This window comes from Bradyrhizobium sp. S3.2.6, assembly GCF_040546885.1.
In the GTDB taxonomy this organism is placed as follows: domain Bacteria; phylum Pseudomonadota; class Alphaproteobacteria; order Rhizobiales; family Xanthobacteraceae; genus Bradyrhizobium; species Bradyrhizobium cytisi.
Window position 1 is genome coordinate 91,347 of the sequence record NZ_JBEPOS010000011.1, and the last position, 19,834, is coordinate 111,180.

Below are 19,834 nucleotides of genomic sequence, written 5' to 3' on the forward strand. Positions count from 1 at the left end.
CCGGGTCAAACCCAAGCCTACAACCAAGCTTCAGGCGCACCGGAACTGCCCCTATATAAGGGGAAGTGTGGCGAAGTCACAGCGACTGTTGCGCGCGGAGGTTAATGCGCGCCCCGGCTCACCAGCTCGCCGGCAGGTGCTTCAGGCCCCGCAGCACGAAGGTCGGCCGCCATGCGGGGTTCTCGACGTCGTCGATGCGCAGATCGGGCAGCCGCCGCAGCAGCGTCGCAATGGCGATCTCGGCCTCGATGCGCGCCAATTGGGCCCCCAGGCAGAAATGGATGCCGCCGCCGAACGACAGCGGCCGGACGTTCGGCCGGGTGATGTCGAGCCTGTCAGGATGGTCGGGATAGACCGCGGGATCGTGATTGGCCGAGCCGAGCAGGCAGAGCACGCTCTCCCCCTTCGGGATCCGCTTGCCGCCGAGATCGTCGATCTCCTCCAGCGTGACGCGCCCGGTCATCTGCACCGACGAATCGTAGCGCAAGAATTCCTCGATCGCGTTGGTGATCAGGTCCGGCCGCGCCTTCAAGAGCGCGAGCTGGTCGGGATTGCGATGGAGCGCCAGCAGGCCGTTGCCGATCAGATTGACGGTGGTCTCGTGGCCGGCGCCGAACAGCAGGATGATGTTGGCCGTCAGTTCCTCGTTGGTGAGCTTGTTGCCGTCTTCCTCGGCCTGCACCAGTTGGGTGGTAAGATCGTCGGCGGGACTGCGGCGGCGCAACTCGAACAGCTGCTGGAAGTACATTTGCGCCATCATGTTGGCGGCGTTGCCCTTCGCGATCTCCTCGGGCGTCATCGGCACCGGATCGAGCAGCCGTCCGCCGTCGCGTGAGCTCTTGTAGAAGACCTCGCGATCCTTTTCGGGGATGCCGAGCATGTCGCAGATGATGGTCACCGGCAGGCGAAACGCGAAATCCTCGATCAGGTCCATGTGGCCGCGGTCGATCACCGCGTCGATGGTCTGGTCGACGATCTCCTGAATGCGAGGCCGCATGTCCTCGACGCGGCGGGCGGTGAACGCCTTCACGACGAGGCCGCGCAGGCGGGTGTGGTCGGGCGGATCGGCCTGCAGCATCCAGTAGCTCATGCTGCGGAACACCGGCTCGTTCATGATCTCGGGGCCATAGCGGCGCGTCGTGCGCTCGACGAAATCCTTGCCGAAACGCTTGTCGCGCATGACGAGGCTGACGTCGGCGTGACGGCTGGCGACGAACTGGCCGAACGGCGTCTCGTGGATCGGATCGATCGTGCGCAGCCGGTCGTAATACGGATAGGGATTGCGGATGAAGTCCGGCGCCAGCGGATTGAACAGCGGATCGCTCGCGACGCCTTGCACTTGCTCGTTCATGGTGGACCTCACATCGGTTGCCGCATGACACGAATACGCGAGGCTGCCCCACGCCCGGCGTAACCATCCCTGTTAATTTTCAACTCGATACATTGTTGTATCGAGTTGCATTCTGCCCTAAACTGGCCCGATGTCAAGGGTGAGAACCAGGCCGACCAGGGACGACACGCGCGACAAGCTGTTCGAGGCGGCAGCGCGGGTGTTCGAGCAAGACGGCATCGGCGGCGCCAGCATCGAGGCGATCGCGGCGAAAGCCGGCTTCACCCGCGGCGCGTTCTATTCGAACTTCAAAAGCAAGGACGAATTGATCATCGCCATGCTCGAGGACCACGTCGAGCAATCGATCCGGCGCAACATGGAGATCCTTGCGCAACACAACAATCTCGACGACTTCATTGCAGCGCTGAAGGCAATGGACCGCACCCGACAGGATCCCCTCGGCCGCTCGCCGCTGCTGCACATGGAGATGATCCTGTTCGTCGCGCGCGCCGAGAAGCGCCGGCCCGAGCTCGCCAAGCGCCTGCGCGCGCGGCGCAAGCTGATCGCCGACATCGTCGAGGCGACACTGAAGGACAACGCGAAGGGCGACACGCTGAACCCGCCCTGGATGGCTTCCGTCGTGCTGGCGCTGGAGGACGGCTTCCGCCTGCACCGGCTGATCGATCCAGACACGACGCCGGCCGACAGCTTCTTGCGCGCGATCACGGATTTGCGACGCAGGACGGGACTGGCGTCGGACAGCAGCTCATAAATAAAAGGAGAGGCCGTATTATGCGTTGCGGACAGCTTGACGCTGAAAACGCACGACTTTAGCGTTACGATCAGTAGCATTAAGCGATGGCGGCATGCCTGCAAGTCGAGGTCGCGAGACACCATGAAGGTCTGGTTCTGGCTTGTTTTGGCGGTCGTGCTCGGCACCTCGCCCGCGTTCGCCATCAGCGATAGCGATCTGAAGGCCGCGCTGTCGCAGCGCTTCAGCGGCGATCGTACCGGCGCCTGTGTTGCGGCCGGCGTGATCGACAACGGGATCGTCGCGACAGCTTACGTCTGCGCCGATCCCAAATCCGCGCGCTCCTTTGACGAACACACGGCCTTCGAAATCGGCTCCGTCACCAAGACCATGACCGCGGCGCTGCTCGCCGAGCTGATCGCAACGCATGACATCGCGCTCGACGATCCCATCGCGAAGCTTTTGCCTCCGGGCACAAGCGTGCCGTCGTTCAACGGCCACGAGATCACCGTCGGCGAAATCGTGACGCACACGTCGGGCATTCCTGCGAACCTCCCCGACTATCACCCGCCGGACCCCAGCAATCCCTATGCGGGCGCAACCGAGCGCGACTTGCTCGATATTCTGGCCGCGATCAAGCTGACGCGCGAGCCGGGCTCGAAATGGGAATACTCGAATCCCGCGATGATCGTCCTGTCCTATGCGCTCGCCAAACGCGCGGGCAAGAATTACGAGACGCTGCTTCGCGAACGCCTGCTCGGTCCGCTCGGCATGAACGAGACCTACGTGGCCACGCGCCCGCCGCAGGTGCATCTGGCGCAAGGCCATTATCCCAACGGCGAGGCCGCACCGCCTTGGGATTTTCATCCCGACATGGCCGGCGTCGGAGGGGTGCGCGCAACACTGGCGGACATGTTGCGCTACATGGAAGGCGAGCTCGGCACCCGCGACAGCGCGATCACGCCGGCGCTGACGCTGACACAGCAAGAGGTTGCGTATGTCGACGGACACCGCATGGGCATGAACTGGAATCTGCTCGTCATGAACCGACACACCATCGCCACCCACGAAGGTGCGACCGGCGGCTACTCGTCCTTTGTGGGATTCGATCGTAACGCGAAGCGCGCCGTGGTCCTGCTGAGCGATACGTCCCTGGTCACGCTCGGCGGCCTCGGACAATTCGGATTGCATCTGCTGGACCCCTCACGCTCGGCCGGCGAACCGCGCACCGCGACAACAGCCGATGCCAAGCTGATCGACGCGCTGGTGGGCAAGTATCGCCTGCGGGGCGGCCTCGGCATCGAATTGCGGCACAAGGACAGCGGCCTGACCATCCAGGCCGACGGCCAGAGCGAATTCGAGATGGGCTATGACAGCGCCGGCGATTTCTATCCGCACAGATTTGACGCGGTGTTGCGGCCCAAGCGCAAAGCGGACGGAACCTATGGATTCACCTGGTTTCAGGGCGGAGGCGCAGTCGAGGCCAACCGCATTGATCCGCTTCCGGCGACGGCGAGCAAGTGGATGCCAACCGACGCGCAACTCCCGGACTATGTCGGACTCTATCCGCTGACGCCGAAATTCGGGCTGCGCATCTTCGTCGCGGACGGGCGGCTCAATGTGCAGGGGACCAACCAGCGGCCGCTCAAGCTCGCGCCGGTCGAACAGGATATCTTCGTCGCGGAGCAGGTCGGCGCGGAGATCGATTTTGCCCGTGATAGCGGCGGCAAGATCGTGGCATTGACGCTCAGGCAGAACGGACAGGTCCTGAAGGGCGAGCGCGAGCAGGATACGACGACCGAACCGGCCAATCGCTGAGTCCTGCCGATTCGAGGGGACGCCAGCGACCTTTCGCCTGCGCTAAACCGTCGCAGTCAGGGGAACAAGCGCGACGCGATCTATGAGCGCGGAACAGCGGAACGCGCGCTCTCGCGAACGTGCGTTTGCAACTTTTGCCCATCATTGATGTTGGCACGACATTACAACACCAACCGGGAGGAAAGCACATGATGAAGAAGACCGCGCTGGTTCTGGCAACCGTCGGCACGCTCGGCTTGAGCGCCGTGGCAGCGCCAACGCCCGCGGAAGCCCGCTGGCATGGCGGCTTCGGTCCAGCGCTGGCAGGCGGATTGATTGCAGGCGCGCTATTCAGCGGCCTGACCTCTTCCGCTTACGCCTACGGTCCGGATTACGGCTACTACGGATACCCCCGCTATTACGACGGCGATTACGCACCGGCGTACTACGGCGGCTACGAGCCGTATTCCTGGGGCGGCTACACCACGACCTACTACAGCACTGGTTATGCCCCGGCCTATTACGGCTACCGCTATCGCCGCGTCGTGCGTCCGGCCTTCGCCTATTACGGCGCGCCGTTCCCGCGACGGCACTTCTATTACCATCGTTGGTGATGTGAAGCGGCAAGATGGGGCCGGCGCCGGCCGCTGAGCCCCCGATATCAAATACCAGGTCGATGCCTCCGGCTTCGACGGAGAGAGCACGAGCGGTCGCGGCGCGACGAAGCCGCGCAACAGCAACCAGGCAAACCCAAGGAGCAAACCCAGGGAGATTGAAGGGAGATTGAGATGACCATTGGAAAGAACAAGTTTCTGCTGACTACAGCGGTGCTGCTGGCCGGCGTCAGCCTGGCGTCGGTGCAAGGATCGGCGCAAGGCATGCGTGAAGGAGCCGGCGGCGGAATGAGCGCAGGCGGAGGAGCCGGCGGCAGCGCCAGCGGTGGTGCTGGTGGTGCTGCGGAACGCCCCAGCGGCGCGACGTCGCACGGTGCAGGTGGCGCCTTGCACAGCGAAGGCTCGCACAACCAAGGAATGACGCAGGGCCGCGCCGGCGGCCGGGCCGAGGGGCCCTCTGCGGCGCAAGAGAGCAGCCGGGCCTCCGACAAGGGCGACAAGCAGACCATGGGCCGCGACCGCGACAATTCGCGTCAGTCGCAATCCGAGCACCAGAAGCAAGGCAAGGAGCAGACGGTCGGTCAGTCGCACAGCGATCGCGACCGCGCGTATCAGTCCAAGTCCGAGAGCGACAAGAGAGGAAAGAAGGACCAGACCGTCGGACAGAGCCGCAGCGACCGCGACCACACACGTCAGTCGCAAGGCGCAGAGCAGAACAAGAGCACGACCACGGGCGCCAATGCCCGGGACAATGCCCGGGATAAGAGTGCGCAAAACAAGAATGCGCAAGGCAAGAACGCACTAGACAAGAATGCCCAGGGCAAGAATGCCCAAGGCAAGAATGAGCCGGGTCAGACCACCACCACGACCGGCGCGAACACCAGGAGCGATGCTCAGAACAAGAACGCGCAGGATCAGAGCAAGACGACCACCGGCGCGAACACTGGCAGCAACGCCCAGAGCCAGAACGCTCAGGGCACAACGACCGGCGCCAACACGCAAGGACAGACCAACGCCCAGGCGCAGACAGCGGGCGGGGCCACCCAGAGCTTGTCCGGCCGCGTGCAGGTGAACGCACAGCAGCAGACGCAGCTGCAACAGTCGGTGCTGAGCTCGCGCAATATCGAGCGCGTGCGGGTCAACAACAATGCGATCAACTTCCGCGTCGATGCCGGCGTGGTCGTGCCGCGGAACATTTCCGTGGTTTCGGTCTCGGCTTTTCCCGTGCTGATCGACATCTATCCGGACTACCGCGACGACAGCTTCTTCGTCGTGAATGACGAGATCGTCGTCACCGACCGCAGCCGCCGGATCGTCGACGTTATTCCAGCGGGCCCGCGGACGCACTATGCCCACCGCGGCAGCTCCAGCGGCGGCAGCAGCAGCGTCGCTGCACTGAATCTCAGCCCCGACGAGATTCGCGTCGTTCAGCGTGTCCTGATTCAACGCGGCATGCTGTCCGGCGAAGCGGACGGCGTCCTCGGACCCGATACGCGCCGTGCGCTGATGACCTTCCAGAGACAGGAAGGATTCCAGGCCACCGGCTCGATCGATACCCGCACCGTCGCTGCGCTTGGCGTATCCAACCAGATCAGCGCTACCCAGGGCCAGTCGACGACCGTTGGCCAGGGCGGAAGCAACCAGTCGATGCCGCAGAACACGACCGGGCAAGGCACCGGCGAGAGCAACGCGCCGGTGCAGCAGAATCAGACCACGGGTCAGGCTCCGCAGAACCAGCCGTCCACAACCGGCCAGGCTCAGCAGAACCAACCGGCAAACTCGGGCGAGGCCAATACGAATCGCCCGTCGGGCCAGACCACGGGCCAGGCTCCGGCCCGGAGCAACAATCAGAGCAACAACCAGGACAACAATCAGTCCACCAGTCAACCCAGCGCCAACCAGAGCACGCAAACTGAACAAACCAACCAGAACAATGCCCCGCCGCCTTCGACGACGTCAGAGCAGCCGGCCAAGAAATAATCCGGCCGGCAACGCGCTCGGAGCCCCGCCTCTGGCGGGGCTCTCTCACGAACATTCACCGAAAAATCCTCACGGCGCCCGCGGGCAACTTTTTTCATTCGGTCCGGAGCGGCGAAAGGCGATTAAGCCAGCCGCTTCACCGCGGGCACTCCCGCCGGCTTGACGTCGAGCCGGCCGAGCATCGCCCTCGCCTGCGCGGCGCAATGCTCGATCAGCCAGCGCTCGAAGGCGCCCGGCGCGAGCGCGGGGGCATAGAGGAAGGCCTGCACGACGTCGCAGCCAAGCTCGGCCAGCATCTTGCGCTGGCCTTCGGTCTCGACGCCTTCGGCGACGACGGTCATGCCGAGGCCCTGGCCGACGCGCACCACGGCGGTGGCGATGGCGAGTGCGCCGGCGTCCTTCTCGATGTCGCGCATGAAACTGCGGTCGATCTTGAGCTCGCGGATCGGCAGCTGCGCGAGGCGGCTGAGGCTCGAATAGCCGGTGCCGAAATCATCCACGGACAGGCCGATGCCGAGCGCGCGAATCGCGTGCATCGTCTCGAGCGCGGCGGCGCCGTCCTGCATGAAGGTGCCTTCGGTAATCTCCAGCATCAGGGCATCCGGCGGCAGCTGGTATTCGGCGAGGACGTCGGCAAGCCGCGCGGCCAAGGTGACGTTGCGGAAATTGAGCGGCGACAGATTCACCGAGACGGAGGGAATGTTGAGCCCGGCGCGACGCCAGCTCGCCATCTGCCGGCAAGCCTCGCGCACCGACCACAAGCCGATCTGCTCGATCAGGCCGCATTCTTCGGCAAGCGGAATGAATTTTGCCGGCGAGACATCGCCGAGCTCCGCATCGTGCCAGCGCGCCAGCGCCTCGACGCCGTGGATGGCGCCGTCGCCACTGCGGATCTGCGGCTGATAACTGAGGCTCAGCGCATTGTCGGCGATGGCGCGGCGGAGTGCTGCGATCATCGCCAGCCGCTGCTCGGCCAATCCGTTCATTTCAGCACTGAACATGCGATGGGTCGATCGGCCCGCCTGCTTGGCCATGTACATGGCGGCGTCGGCCTGCTGCATCAGTGTGTCGATATCGGTGGCATGGTCGGGATAGAGGCTGATGCCGATGCTGGCCGACATCGGCATCAGCTTCGATCCGAGCCGCAGCGGCGCGGCCAGCGCTTGGGCGACGTCGGCCGCGACGCGCGCGGCGCTCTCGGCGTTGCGGTTCGGCAGCAGAATGACGAACTCGTCGCCGCCGAGCCGGCCCAGCATGTCCTCGGGCCCGATCTGCTCGCGCAAACGCTGCGCGAGCTGAATCAGCAGCTCGTCGCCCGCGGCGTGACGAGCGTGTCATTGACGTCCTTGAAATGATCGACGTCGAGGAAGGCGAGCGCAACGTGGCTGCCAGTCGGACAGGCATCGATCGCGGTGGTGATCAGGTGCCGCAATTGTGCGCGGTTGGGCAGCCCGGTGAGGATGTCGTGATAGGCGAGCCGCGCAATCTCGGCGCGCGCTTCCTTGCGCTCGATCGCGAAAGCGCCGAGGTTGACGCAGGCATCGACGATGCGCCGGTGCCAATTGCTCGGCGCCCGCGGCTCACGGAAGTAGAAGGCGAAGGTGGCGATGACGCGGCCGTCCTTGGCCTTGACCGGCGTCGACCAGCAGGCACGCAGGCCGATTTCGAGCGGCATGGCCTTGTAGGGCTGCCAGCGCGGATCGGTGTCGAGATCTTCAGCCAGCACCGGCTCGCCGTAGAAGGCGGCGGTGCCGCAGGAGCCGACATTGGGGCCGATCGGGATGCCGTCGAGCGCACGGGAATAATCCTCGGGCAGGCTCGGGCCGCCGAGCGGATGGATCAGTCCGGCGGAATCGACATGGAGCAGCGAGCAGACGACATCGGGCGCGATCTCTTCGACGCGGCGGCACAGCCGGTCGGCGATCTCGGCGATCGGCACCTCGTCGGCCAGCGCGCCCGTGATGAGTTGCTGGAGCGAGCGCAGCTGCCGCGACTCGGTGATGTCCTCGAGCAGCGCGAAGATGTGCTTGACGCGGCCCTTCTTGTCGCGGAAGGCATCGACCCGGGCGCAGACCCAGATCTCCTCACCGTCCCTGGTGTAGACCAGCGTCTCAACCTCGCCGCGCCGGCCTCCGTCGAGGAGCCGCTTGACCAGCTTTGCAATGCCGGTGCGATTGGTATGGCAGCCGGCGATGAGCTCGCCAGCGCGCCGTCCCTCGGCTTCCTCGCTGGTGTAACCGAACAGCGTCGTGAAGGACGAATTGACGTAGCGGATGTTCTGTTCGACGTCGGTGATGATCACCGCGCGATTGGTCTGGTCGGAGACCGCGTTGAGCAGCCCGATCCTGACGCGACGCTCGGCATCGGCCGTGACGTCGCGCGCGAACACGATGTGACGGGGCGCGCCGTCGATCGTCGCCGACGACAGCGCGATCGTCGCCTTGATCCGGCTGCCGTCGCGCCGCACCAGGCTGATCTCGTCGCGAAAATCCGCGATCGGATCGGCCTGGAGGCATCTCAGCGCGAGAATTTCGGCATCGCGGCCGAGGACATCGGCGCGTGCGAGCTTCCATATCCGCTCGGCACCGGCGTTGAAGTGCGTGACGCGATGCGCACCATCGACAATGACGATGCCGTCGTCGGCGCATTCGAGCGCCGCGCGCAGCACGTCCGGCATTTCGGTCACTGGGCAATCGGAGGCGGACATCGTTGGGCTCGGCAGCATCAGGAAAATGCGGCAATCGGCCCCAAGCTAATGCTCCGATGGTGTCCAAGGCGTTTTTGCAACCGGCTCGCGCTCCGCCAAGCCGCGACATGCTTAACAGTCCGCGAAAGCGGCGCCGGTAATGCGGTGCGTACGGAACCTACTTTGCAGCCTGGAGCTTGTGCAGCCGCCCGGCCACGGCCCGCACCTTGCCCGGGGAGGCCTGCCAGACCGACAGCGCCGACAGCAGGCTGACGACGATGGCGATGCCGAAGGCGAGCGTGTAGTCGCCGGCGCGATCGTAGAGCAGGCCGGTCACCCACGGGCCGGCCGCGCCACCCGCCAAAGCCGCGAGCATGATCATGCCGAAAATGCTGCCCTGGTGCCGGCCCTGAAAAATCTCGAACACCACCGCGCCCATGATCGAGGTGAGGCCGTAACCGAGCGCGCCTTGCGTGAACACCATCAGCCAGACCAGCCAGAACGAGGGTTGGAACTTCAGCGCCATCAGCGCCGCGAAGCAGATCGCAAAGCCGGCGCAGCTGATCGCCCACACCCATTCCCGCCCGATCCGGTCGGAGATATGGCCAAGGAAAATCTGGCCGGGGATGCCAAGCAGGCTGACGGCGCCGAGCGCCCAGACCGCAACGCTCGGGCTGAAGCCGATGTCGAGCAGGAATTTCGTTTGGTGAACCTGCACCGCGTACCAGATGTAGAGGCCGCAGAAATAGCCGAGCGCGATCCACCAGAAGCGTGCCGTCGCAACCGCCCGCCTCAGCGTCCAGTCGGTGGCGGCCCAGACGGGGTCGACGATGTTGGAGACCGGCCTTGCGGTCCCTGCGGCCGGCGCCGCGTCGCCGTCCGGCTGAAGGCCGATGTCTTCGGGGCGCTTGTGCAGGAGCAGATTGATCGGCGCCAGCACGATCAGGATCATCAGGCCCATCGCGGTGCAGGCGGTGCGCCAACCGGTCTGCTCGATCATGTGCTGCACCCATGGCAGCAACGTCATCGAACCGATGCCGACGCCGGCAAAGGCGATGCCAATGGCAAAGCCGCGCTTGCGGATGAACCAGTTCGGCAGGAACAGCGATTGGCCGGAATAGCCGAGACACACCGAGCCGGCGCCGACCATGACGCCGATCGTCAGATAGAGATGCCAGGGCTGGCTGGTGAGAGGCGCGAGCAGCAGCCCCCCGGCCATCAGCAACACGCCAAGCTCCATCACGGCGCGCGGTCCCGCGCGATCCATCAGCCGTCCGATCAACGGACTGGCCACGCCGGAGGCGACGAACCCGAAGGAGAAAGCGCCCGCGGTGACGCCGCGTTCCCAGCCGAATTCGGAAATGATCGGCGGAAAGAACAGCGAGAAGGAGGTGCGCGCGTTGACACCGATGGCCATGGTGACGAACGTCACCGCAACCACGATCCAGCCGTAGAAGAACGGAAGCCGCATTTTTGTTTATTTCATCCCGGGCCGCCGCGTCCAGCGGTCGGCGTTGACGGCACCCTGCGGGGCCTCGCCCTTGATGATGGCGTCGACCTGCCGCACCGTTTCCAGCGACTGATATTCGATTGCCTGCGGCGTCAACCCGCCGACATGCGGCGTCGCCACGACGTTGGGGAGCTTCGCCAGCTCCGGCGTCGGCATCTGGTCGGGCGCGCGGCCGACATCCATCGCAGCACCAGCGATGCGGTTCTCCAGCAGCGCCTTCGCGAGCGCGGCCTCGTCGACGAGATTGCCGCGCGAGAGATTGATGAAGACGGCGTGCTTCTGCATGCGCGCCAGTGCCGCCTCCCCGATCATCTTCTCGGTCTGCTCGTTGGCGATTGCGAGGCAGACGACGTAGTCGGAAGCCGCCAGGAGCTCGTCGAGGCCAAGCTGCTTGATCGCGCCGTCGCTGACATCAGCGAAGGGATCGGAGACAAGCACCTCCATGCGCATCACCTTGGCGATCTCGGCGAGGTAACGACCGATGCTGCCATAGCCGATGATGCCGATTGTGCTGCCGGCGAGCTGACGGCCCATCCGCGCCTCGGGTTTGCGGCCGGCATGGTAGTCGGCGGCGGCCCGCGACACGCCGCGGGAGAGATCGACCATGAAGCCGACCGCGAGCTCTGCAACCGCCTGCACGAAGCCGGGACCGGCGCGCGTCACCAGCACGCCGGCTTGCGAGGCAGCATCGACATCGACATTGCGGATGTCGACGGCGCAGCGGACGAAAGCATGCAGGCGCGGCAGTTGCCCAAATATCTCGCCGCGCCCTTCCGTCATGCGATCAGCGACGATGATGTCGGCGTCCTTTGCCGCGTTCACGAGGCTTGCCGCATCGAGCGCCCGGTCGCCTTCGTGCAGGATCACGTCCGCAATCGCCCGCAGGCCGCTCAGGCTGCGATCGCCGTAATAATTGCGGCGCATCTCCGGCGTGTGGGCCAGCAGGACTTTCACGGCGACACTCCCTCAGTAGCCGAACGCGCGCGGCAACGCGGTCGAGAGCCATGGCACGAAGGCGATGACGAGCAGGCAAAGAAACAGCAGGCCGAGATAGCCCAGGATCGGCTTCACCGTCTGCTCGATCGGCACGTTGCCGATCAGGCAGGCGCCGTAGAGCCCAAGCCCGAGCGGCGGCGCAAACAGGCCGACGCCCATCGCGATCACCAGCACGACGCCGAAATGCAGCGGATCGATCCCGAGCTGCACCGCCACGGGAAGAAGCAGCGGGCCGAAGATGATGAGCGCAGCCGCGCCTTCCAGCACCGAGCCCATCACGATCAGCACGGCGATCGCGAGCAGGATGAACAGCCAGGTGCCGCTCGTTTTGGACAGTCCCAGCATGAAGTCGCCGACCGCGTGCGGCACCTGCTGCAAGGTCAGCGTGAACGCCAGCGATTGCGCGGCGGCGACGATGAACAGCACCAGCCCGGCGCGCGTCGCCGCCTGAACGAAACTATGCGTCGCCGATCTGAAGCTGAGCTCGCGGAATACGACGCTGCCGACGACGAGCGCGTACGCGACCGCAAAGGCCGAGATCTCGGTTGCCGTGGCAAAGCCGCTCTTGAAGCCGAAGAAGATCATGAAGATCAGGCCGAATGAGGCGATCGCGCCGCTCCACAATCCTGACACCGGCACTTGCGGCTCGATTTCCCCGGCGGTCGCCGGCGTCTTGCCGAAGATGATGGAGAAGGCGATCAGCACCGCCGCCATCAGCGCCGCCGGCAGCAGCCCTGCCATGAACAGGCCGCCGATCGACAGGTTCGCGACAAAACCCAGAATGATCGGGTTGATGCAGGGCGGAATCGTCTCCGCCATCACCGCGGACGCCGCGAGCAGGGCCACCGCGCTGCCCGGATTCTGCTTCGAGCGGCGCGCCGCCGGGATCAGCACGGAGCCTACGGCCGCGACATCGGCCATCTTCGAGCCCGAGATGCCGGAGAACAGCACCATCGAGGCCACCATCACCACGTTCAAGCCGCCGCGCATGCGGCCGACCCCGCGCTGCAACAGCTCGATCAGACGCACCGACATGCCGTTGGCTTCCATGAGGTAGCCAACGAGGATGAAGAACGGGATCGCGAGCAGCACGAAATTGTCGATGCCGCGCGCCATCTGCTGGGCGAAAATGACACCGGGCAGCGCGCCCTCGACCCAGATGAAGATCAGCGCGGCCAGCGCCAGCGCAAAACCAATCGGCAGGCCGCCGAACAGCGTGGCAAAGAAGCCGATCAGCATCAGCACGCCCGCCGACGGCGCCGAGGACGGCGACAGATAATCCCAGGCGAGATAGAGGACGGTCACGACGCCGACCGCAACAAGGCCTCTCACGACGTCATGCAGCGGTCGCGCGCAGAGATGGTCGATCGCGAACACCGTCATGAACAACGCGCCGACGCCCATCGGATAGAAGGTCAGCTCCAGAGGCAGGCCGGAGCCGGTTGTCTGCCCCGCCGTCAGCGAGCCCAGCTTGATGGCGTTATAGGCGACGTAGCCGGAGATCAGCACGACGAGCACGGCGCTGGCGGCGTCGACCAAGGTGCGTAGCCGCAGCGCCAGCAGATCGCGGAAGAAGGACACGCCGACATTCTCGCCGCGCGCCAGTGCACTTGCCGCGCCGAAGAAGGCCGATCCGACCATCAATCCGCGCGCGACGTCGTCCGACCATTCGACCGGCGCGTTGAAGCAGAAACGCAGCAGCACGGATCCGCAGACGACCGCGAGATCGGCGGCCAGAAGGATGGCCGCGATCGCGTCGCTCAGGCGAAGCAGAAGGGCGATGCTTCCGTGGCGACCGCCCGCGAGCGGCACGGCTTCTGTCACCGCCATCTCAGGCTTGAATCGAACGAATGATGTCGATGACGGCCTTGGACTCCGGGCGCGCCTTGATGAAGTTCTCAATCTGCGGCGCCACGCGCTTCTTGAACGCCTCGCGGTCGCATTCGGCCACCGTCACGCCCTTCTCGGTCAGAGCCGTCAGCGCTTCCTTCTCGACCGCAAGCCCATGGGCCCGCGTGTCGATCGCGGCCTTCTTCGCGGCGTCGAGAAAGCCCTCGCGCAGCTTCGGATCCATGCGGTTGAAGGTCATGTCGCTGAAGTAGACCGCGAGCGGCGAGAAATTGTGCTGCGTCAGCGCATAGAACTTCGCCGTTTCGAAGAACTTGCTGGCGAGGATCGTCGGCGGATCATGCTCCAGGCCATCGAGCACGCCGGCCTGCAACGCCGTGTAGATTTCGCCGAATGCCAGCGGCGTCGCGGCGGCGCCCATCAGCCGCAGGCATTCCGTGATGACGGGATTCGGCAGCGTCCTGATCTTGAGACCGGCGAGATCCTCCGGAGTCTTCACCGGCTTCTTCGCAAAGACGCTGCGCGAGCCGAAATTATAGGCCCAGGCGATGATGCGGATGTTGCTGCCCTTGAGGAGCGCGTCCTCAATCGGCTTGGCGGCACCGGCGTCGAACGCCTTGGTCTGCTGCGGGAAGCTCGAGAACAGAAAGCCGAGGTCGTAGGTGCCGACCAGCGGCACCAGATTAGCCGAGATCGACGAGCCCGACACCATGAGGTCGATGACGCCGAGCTTCACCGAATTGATGACGTCGATCTCCTGACCGAGCTGATTGTCCGGGAAGAAGGCGACCTCGACCTGCTCGCCGAGCCCGTTGCCCTTCAAATTCTTGACGAGGTTGTCGTAGTAGACGCGGCCGTTGGCGAATTTCGGATCGTTCGGCAGCGAGGAGGAGCATTTCAGCTTCAGCGTCGCGGCTTCGGCGCGGCCGACGATGGCGGGAGAGAGCACGAGGCCGGCGGTCACTGCCGTCGACGACTTGATGAACGTGCGGCGGCTGACGGGCACGATAGTCATGGTGTCTCTCCCCGATATTTTTGTTCGCGGCCGCGGTCATAGCCATGGCCTGTTGCGCGGACTCTATGGCCAAAGCGACGGGGCAGGCAAGGGTTGCGGCCGGCGCAGCCGAGACGGGAGGAGAGCAAGGCGTGCCGGCAGAGATTGCAGCGAAAGGGCTATGTCTGCCGGGGTTTTCGATCTTGCCGCATCGCGACCGAACAGCGGGCTCTGGCAAGGTCGACGCAGATCGATCCAATTCAGGTATGGATCAATGCCGAACGCAGATTGATAAGCTTTGGCTGCTGCACACACGTTGGCAGGTAACAAAAAGCTGCGGGACCGTGATCCCGCAGCTCTCGCGTTTCAATGATGCGACGATGTCAGCGCGACGACGCGACGCTCAACTGTCCATTCGCGGCCTCGACATCGCGTGAAGGCCGCAGCGCGAAAGCACCATCGCCGAGCAGGGCCTGCGCGGCCAGCGCGATCGCCCAGAAGGCGGGGAATTCCCAGCCGCCCTTCGGATTGGTGAAGAAGAAGCCGGCGGCGCCGTGTACCGTGAAGATGGCTCCGAGCAGGACCGGAATCCCGGCCAGCGCCGCATAGCGAGTCCAGACACCGAGGATGAGAGCGATGCCGCTCAGCACTTCAACCGTCATGATGAGATAAGCGAGCTCCGGCGGGAAGCCGAGGCTGCCGAAGAATTTTGCCGTACCGGCCGGGGTGAAAACGAACAATTTCAGGCTGGCATGGGCCAGGAACAGCGCGCCCAGCGTCACGCGCAGCACCAGCGCGGCGTAGGGAGCGGTACGGGAATCGATCATGGTGGTCTCCATTGTTGGCCGCACGTATGATCTATTCTTATTAGGATGATAATCGCCTATTCTGAAAATATACTTCACACTAATGGAGTGAGATAGATGCTCGACCGGCTGACCAGCCTGGAAGTCTTCGCCAAGGTGGCAGCGAACGGCAGCCTGTCCGGTGCGGCCCGAGCGATGGGCCTGTCGCAAACCATGGTCACCAAGCACGTGGCCTCGCTGGAGGCGCGGCTCGGCATCAAGCTGTTCCACCGCACCACGCGGCGGCTGTCGATCACCGAAGCCGGCCGCCTCTATCTGGAATCCTCCGAGCGGATCCTTGCCGACATGGAGACGGCCGATGCCGCCGTCGCGCGGGAGCGCGCCGAGCCGCGCGGGTTGTTGCGGGTCAACGTTCCCGTCGTGTTCGGCACGCGGCAGGTCGCGCCCCTCATGGCAGACTTCTCGGAACGCTACCCCGAGGTCATCATCGAGCTCGGCCTCAACGATCGCCTCGTCGACCTCGCCGAGGAAGGCTGGGACCTCGCGATCCGCATCGGACGCTTGCGCGACTCCAGCATGGTGGCGCGAAAGCTCGCGCCAAACCGCCTGGTGGTCTGTGCCGCCCCGTCCTATCTGGCAAAGCACGGCACGCCGCGCACCGTCGCCGACCTCGCCGCGCATAATTGTCTCGGCTACACGCTCACGCAGCAGGGCAGCGCCGCGGAATGGCCGTTCGGCGTCGATGGCGAGATCCGCATCCAGATCAGCGGCACCTTGCGCGCCAACAATGGCGATGCGCTGCGCGCCGCGACGCTGGCCGGCCTCGGCCTCGCCCGGCAGCCGACCTTCATCATCGCTGACGATTTACGCGCCGGCACACTGGTCGCGCTTCCGCTCGATCAGCCGGAGATGCAGTCCTCCGCGGTGCATGCCGTCTACCTGCCCGATCGCCGGCCGCCGGCGAAGGTGCGCGCCTTCATCGATTTCCTCGCCGCACGCTTTGCGCCCGTTACGCCCTGGGACCGTGGGCTATTCTGACGGCGCACCCCGGCAATCGCGCTGCCCAATTTTGCCGCAGCGCCTACGTGATCCAGTGCACAGACAGGGTCATGGCGCGCAATTAGAAAAGGTGACATCCTCGCGCCATTTCCAATGGAGGTGACACCATGCGCCGTCCACTTCTTTGTAATTTGATTGTTGCCTCCAGCCTCCTTGCGCTTTCGCAATTGGTGACACCGACAGATGCCGCGGCCGAAGCGCGGCTTGCGCTGGTGATCGGCCAGTCCGCCTATCGCACGGTGCCGGAGCTACCCAACGCCGCCAACGACGCCAAGGGCATGGCGGAGCTGCTCGGCAATGCCGGCTTCAACGTCACCACGGCGCCAAACCTGTCACAGAACGAGATGCGCCAGACGATCTCCGATTTCGCCGGCAAGGTCAGCGCCAGCGGCGCCGATACCGTCGCGCTGGTGTTCTATGCTGGCCACGGCTTGCAGATCGACGGCGAGAACTATCTGGTGCCGGTCGATCTCGATCCCAAGCGCGAGGCCGACATTCCGCTCCAGGGCGTGCGGCTGAACGATCTCCTCAACACGCTCGGCGCGCTGCCGACGCGCGCGCGCATCTTCATGCTCGATGCCTGCCGCAACAATCCGTTCCCCGCGCTCAGCGGCGCCGGCCACGGGCTCGCGATCGTCGACACCAAGGCCGGCGCGCCCGGTTCCTTCATTTCCTATTCGACATCGCCCGGTGCGGAAGCCGAGGACGGCTCCGGCGCCGACAGCCCCTACACGACCGCGGCTTTAACGGTTGCGAAGCAACCGAACATCCCGATCGAAGAGGTATTCAAGCGCATTCGCATCTCAGTGGCACAATCGACTGACGGGCGGCAGATCCCTTGGGAAAGCTCGTCGCTGACGACCGACTTCAAATTCTTCGGTGACAGCAGCGGCCAGCCCGCTGCTCCGGGCGCAAACTCGATGGCGCTCGCCAGTACCACGCGCAGTGTCGCGGACTGGCGCAAGGATTTGCAGGGCAAGGATGCCAAGGTCGCTTATGACCTCGTGATTGCCGACGACACAGTGGAAGCCTATCAGGCGTATGTCGAGCTTTACGCGCAGGCTTCCTACACGCCGCGTCTGCGCACCGTGCTGGAGCGGCGGCGCCAGATGCTGGCGTGGGACCGTGCGGTAGCGATCAACACCCGCGCCTCCTTCGAGGCCTATCTGGCAAATTGGGACAACAGCGATCTCGCCGCGACCGCGCGCCGGCTGCTGCTCCGCGTGCAGAACCGCAATTACAGTTTGCCCGTCGCAGCCGCTGCGGTCCCTGCTCCGATTGCCGTCGCGCTGGCGCCGACCTGTCCGTGCACAGCGCCGTCGACCCCGGCGACGCCGATCAATCCGATTGTCGCGCCTGTCATCAAGAAGCGCGTCGACGACACGCCGCCGAAGCGCAAGGTCGTCGACACGCCGCCGAAACCGCGCCGGCCGCCGCCTGACGAGGTCGTCGAGCGCGCCCCGCCGGGGCCATCGCCTGAAGCCGTCGGCGTCGGAATCGGTCTCGGAATTGGTCTCGGCATGGGCATGGGCGGCCATGGCGGAGGCATGGGACGCGGCGGCGACTACAACCGCGGCAGGTACTGAGGCTCCCGCGAGATACGGAGGACACATCTCTCCTCCGTCATTGCGAGCGCAGCGAAGCAATCCAGAGCCTTTCCGCGGTAGGATTCTGGATTGCTTCGCTGCGCTCGCAATGACGACGGATGTAGAGAATTTACGTCTACCGACTCCCAATCCGGAAATGCTGTAGTCTGATCGACCGACGCACGCTTCCGGGGATTCCACATCGATGCCGCAAGACACTCACGCCAAGCATGCATGGCCGCTCTTCCGCTCGCTCGCCTCCTATTCCCTGCCCGGCGATCTCATGGCGGGGCTGACGTTGGCGGCGATCGCGATCCCCGAGCAGATGGCGACCGCGCGGCTCGGCGGCTTCGCGCCGCAGATCGGCTTCTTCGCCTTCATGGCGGGCTCGCTCGGCTTTGCACTCCTCGGCGGCAACCGATTCCTGTCCTGCGGCGCCGATTCCACGATCACGCCGATCTTCGCCGGCGGGCTTGCAGCGCTCGCCGCTGCCGGCTCACCCGAATATCAGGGGCTCGCGATCGCGCTGGCGCTGATGGTCGGCGCAATGATGCTGGCCGGCGGCGCGTTTCGGCTCGGCGGCATCGCCAACCTGCTGTCGATGCCGGTGATGGTCGGCTTCCTCGCCGGCATCTCCGTCCACATCATCGTGTCGCAATTGCCTGGCGTGCTGGGACTGGAATCGCCGAGCGGGCCGACGCTCGATCGCATCGGCGTGCTCGCAACCGAGCTCGGCCGCACCAATCCCGTGACGCTCTGCATCGGTTTCGGCGTGCTGGCCGTGGTCATTATCTCCGAAAAAATCAGCGCAAAGATTCCCGGCGCGCTGGTCGGGCTCGCCGCCGCGACCCTGGCCACGATCGCACTCGGCCTCGAGAGCAAGGGCGTCAACGTCGTCGGCAGTGTGCCGGGCACGCTGCCGCGGCCGACCCTGCCCGAGCTTGCACCGGAGCTCTGGGTGCGCCTCGTGCCACTCGCTTTCGTCATCACGGTCGTCGTGATGGTGCAGACCGCGGCAACGACTCGGTCGTTTCCGTCCGATCCCGATAAGCCCGCCGATGTCGATCGTGACTTCCTCGGCGCCGGCGCCGGCAGCGTGCTATCAGGCCTGTTCGGCGCGTTTCCGGTCAATGCGAGCCCGCCGCGCACGGGCATCGTCGCCGAGACCGGCGGGCAATCGCAGCTTGCGGGCCTTGCGGCTGCAGTGATCGTATTGTTGTTGCTCGCGTTCGGAACGGGGCTGCTGCAGCACGTCCCGGATGCAGCCCTTGGCGGCATCCTGCTGTTCGTCGCGCTGCGCATCATCCGCATCAAGCAGATCCTCACGATCTATCGCCAGTCCTTCAGCGAATTCCTGCTGATCGTCGCCACCGCCGCGCTGATCATCGTGCTGCCGATCCAGCAGGGCGCGTTCCTCGGCATCGTGCTGTCGCTGCTGCACGGCATCTGGAGCACGACGCGCGCAAGGCTCATCGAGTTCGAGCGCGTGCCGGGCACCACGATCTGGTGGCCGGCACATCCGCACATCACCGGCGAGCGCATCGCCGGTGTCGCCGTGATCGGGCTTCAGGCACCGCTGTCCTTCCTCAACGCACCGGGCTTCCGCAGCGACGTGACGAAAGTCCTGGGCACGGCGACACCCCAATTGCTGGTACTGGAGGCAAGCGGCATGGTCGAGATCGACTTCACCGCCGCGCAGATCCTGCTCGACGTCTTCAAGACGTGCAATGAACAGGGCGTCACGGTCGCGCTGGCGCGGCTGGAATCGGTGCGCGCGCAGGATGCGTTCGAGCGCTTCAAACTGTTCGATGTGCTGCCGAAGGAGCACGTCTTCCACAGCGTGGATGAGGCCGTCCGCAAGCTGGCGAAATAGCAGC

The 19,834-nt window shown here is 65.0% G+C and carries 13 protein-coding genes and 1 pseudogene; 7 read left to right on the plus strand and 7 right to left on the minus strand.

What is annotated here, in order from left to right; all coding sequences use genetic code 11:
• Positions 1 to 118 precede the first annotated feature (118 nt).
• A complete protein-coding gene (locus tag ABID58_RS20440) occupies positions 119 to 1,351 on the minus strand; it encodes a cytochrome P450 (RefSeq protein WP_354034210.1) in 1,233 nt (410 codons plus the stop codon).
• A gap of 130 nt (positions 1,352 to 1,481) precedes the next feature.
• Between ABID58_RS20440 and ABID58_RS20445 the strand changes: the two genes are divergently transcribed.
• The 4 genes from ABID58_RS20445 (at position 1,482) to ABID58_RS20460 (ending at position 6,472) form a co-directional block, all read left to right on the plus strand.
• Positions 1,482 to 2,102: a TetR/AcrR family transcriptional regulator gene (locus ABID58_RS20445; RefSeq protein ID WP_354034211.1), complete on the plus strand. Its 621-nt coding sequence runs from the start codon at positions 1,482 to 1,484 to the stop codon at positions 2,100 to 2,102.
• 123 nt (positions 2,103 to 2,225) lie between these two features.
• A complete protein-coding gene (locus ABID58_RS20450) occupies positions 2,226 to 3,899 on the plus strand; it encodes a serine hydrolase (RefSeq protein ID WP_354034213.1) in 1,674 nt (557 codons plus the stop codon).
• Positions 3,900 to 4,087: 188 nt separating this feature from the next.
• Entirely contained in the window at positions 4,088 to 4,492 is a 405-nt protein-coding gene (locus ABID58_RS20455) for a hypothetical protein (protein ID WP_354034215.1), read from the plus strand.
• Between the two features lie 213 nt (positions 4,493 to 4,705).
• A complete protein-coding gene (locus ABID58_RS20460) occupies positions 4,706 to 6,472 on the plus strand; it encodes a peptidoglycan-binding protein (protein ID WP_354034217.1) in 1,767 nt (588 codons plus the stop codon).
• A 122-nt stretch (positions 6,473 to 6,594) separates the two neighbouring features.
• Here ABID58_RS20460 and ABID58_RS20465 read toward each other — a convergent pair.
• The 6 genes and pseudogenes from ABID58_RS20465 to ABID58_RS20490 all read right to left on the minus strand — a co-directional run bounded on the left by ABID58_RS20465 (position 6,595) and on the right by ABID58_RS20490 (position 15,333).
• Positions 6,595 to 9,179 (minus strand): annotated as a pseudogene (locus ABID58_RS20465) (EAL domain-containing protein).
• 157 nt (positions 9,180 to 9,336) lie between these two features.
• Positions 9,337 to 10,629 (minus strand): MFS transporter, encoded by a 1,293-nt coding sequence (locus tag ABID58_RS20470; protein WP_354034219.1) that lies wholly within the window; start codon positions 10,627 to 10,629, stop codon positions 9,337 to 9,339.
• Positions 10,630 to 10,635: 6 nt separating this feature from the next.
• Complete coding sequence (locus ABID58_RS20475) at positions 10,636 to 11,622, minus strand: hydroxyacid dehydrogenase (protein ID WP_354034221.1); 987 nt, start codon at positions 11,620 to 11,622, stop codon at positions 10,636 to 10,638.
• 12 nt (positions 11,623 to 11,634) lie between these two features.
• A complete protein-coding gene (locus ABID58_RS20480) occupies positions 11,635 to 13,494 on the minus strand; it encodes a TRAP transporter large permease (protein WP_354034222.1) in 1,860 nt (619 codons plus the stop codon).
• A 1-nt stretch (position 13,495) separates the two neighbouring features.
• Positions 13,496 to 14,527 carry a TRAP transporter substrate-binding protein gene (locus tag ABID58_RS20485; protein ID WP_354034223.1) on the minus strand — a complete coding sequence of 344 codons (1,032 nt, stop codon included), beginning with the start codon at positions 14,525 to 14,527 and terminating at the stop codon, positions 13,496 to 13,498.
• A gap of 362 nt (positions 14,528 to 14,889) precedes the next feature.
• The gene (locus tag ABID58_RS20490; RefSeq protein WP_354034224.1) at positions 14,890 to 15,333 is read right to left on the minus strand and encodes a DoxX family protein; all 444 of its coding nucleotides are present in this window, start codon (positions 15,331 to 15,333) and stop codon (positions 14,890 to 14,892) included.
• Positions 15,334 to 15,429: 96 nt separating this feature from the next.
• On the opposite strand from ABID58_RS20490, the gene ABID58_RS20495 reads away from it, so the two are divergent.
• The 3 genes from ABID58_RS20495 (at position 15,430) to ABID58_RS20505 (ending at position 19,830) form a co-directional block, all read left to right on the plus strand.
• On the plus strand, positions 15,430 to 16,350 hold the full coding sequence (locus ABID58_RS20495; protein WP_354034225.1) for a LysR family transcriptional regulator: 921 nt from the start codon (positions 15,430 to 15,432) through the stop codon (positions 16,348 to 16,350).
• A gap of 128 nt (positions 16,351 to 16,478) precedes the next feature.
• Positions 16,479 to 17,957 carry a caspase family protein gene (locus tag ABID58_RS20500; RefSeq protein WP_354034226.1) on the plus strand — a complete coding sequence of 493 codons (1,479 nt, stop codon included), beginning with the start codon at positions 16,479 to 16,481 and terminating at the stop codon, positions 17,955 to 17,957.
• Between the two features lie 205 nt (positions 17,958 to 18,162).
• A complete protein-coding gene (locus tag ABID58_RS20505; RefSeq protein ID WP_148754136.1) occupies positions 18,163 to 19,830 on the plus strand; it encodes a SulP family inorganic anion transporter in 1,668 nt (555 codons plus the stop codon).
• The last annotated feature ends 4 nt before the right edge of the window (positions 19,831 to 19,834 follow it).

Bases quoted from the DNA above. Each gene is read 5' to 3' on its own strand.
- ABID58_RS20440 (WP_354034210.1), bottom strand. From the start codon at position 1,351: ATGAACGAGCAAGTGCAAGGCGTCGCGAGCGATCCGCTGTTCAATCCG.
- ABID58_RS20445 (WP_354034211.1), top strand. From the start codon at position 1,482: ATGTCAAGGGTGAGAACCAGGCCGACCAGGGACGACACGCGCGACAAG.
- ABID58_RS20450 (WP_354034213.1), top strand. From the start codon at position 2,226: ATGAAGGTCTGGTTCTGGCTTGTTTTGGCGGTCGTGCTCGGCACCTCG.
- ABID58_RS20455 (WP_354034215.1), top strand. From the start codon at position 4,088: ATGATGAAGAAGACCGCGCTGGTTCTGGCAACCGTCGGCACGCTCGGC.
- ABID58_RS20470 (WP_354034219.1), bottom strand. From the start codon at position 10,629: ATGCGGCTTCCGTTCTTCTACGGCTGGATCGTGGTTGCGGTGACGTTC.
- ABID58_RS20480 (WP_354034222.1), bottom strand. From the start codon at position 13,494: ATGGCGGTGACAGAAGCCGTGCCGCTCGCGGGCGGTCGCCACGGAAGC.
- ABID58_RS20485 (WP_354034223.1), bottom strand. From the start codon at position 14,527: ATGACTATCGTGCCCGTCAGCCGCCGCACGTTCATCAAGTCGTCGACG.
- ABID58_RS20490 (WP_354034224.1), bottom strand. From the start codon at position 15,333: ATGATCGATTCCCGTACCGCTCCCTACGCCGCGCTGGTGCTGCGCGTG.
- ABID58_RS20495 (WP_354034225.1), top strand. From the start codon at position 15,430: ATGCTCGACCGGCTGACCAGCCTGGAAGTCTTCGCCAAGGTGGCAGCG.
- ABID58_RS20500 (WP_354034226.1), top strand. From the start codon at position 16,479: ATGCGCCGTCCACTTCTTTGTAATTTGATTGTTGCCTCCAGCCTCCTT.
- ABID58_RS20505 (WP_148754136.1), top strand. From the start codon at position 18,163: ATGCCGCAAGACACTCACGCCAAGCATGCATGGCCGCTCTTCCGCTCG.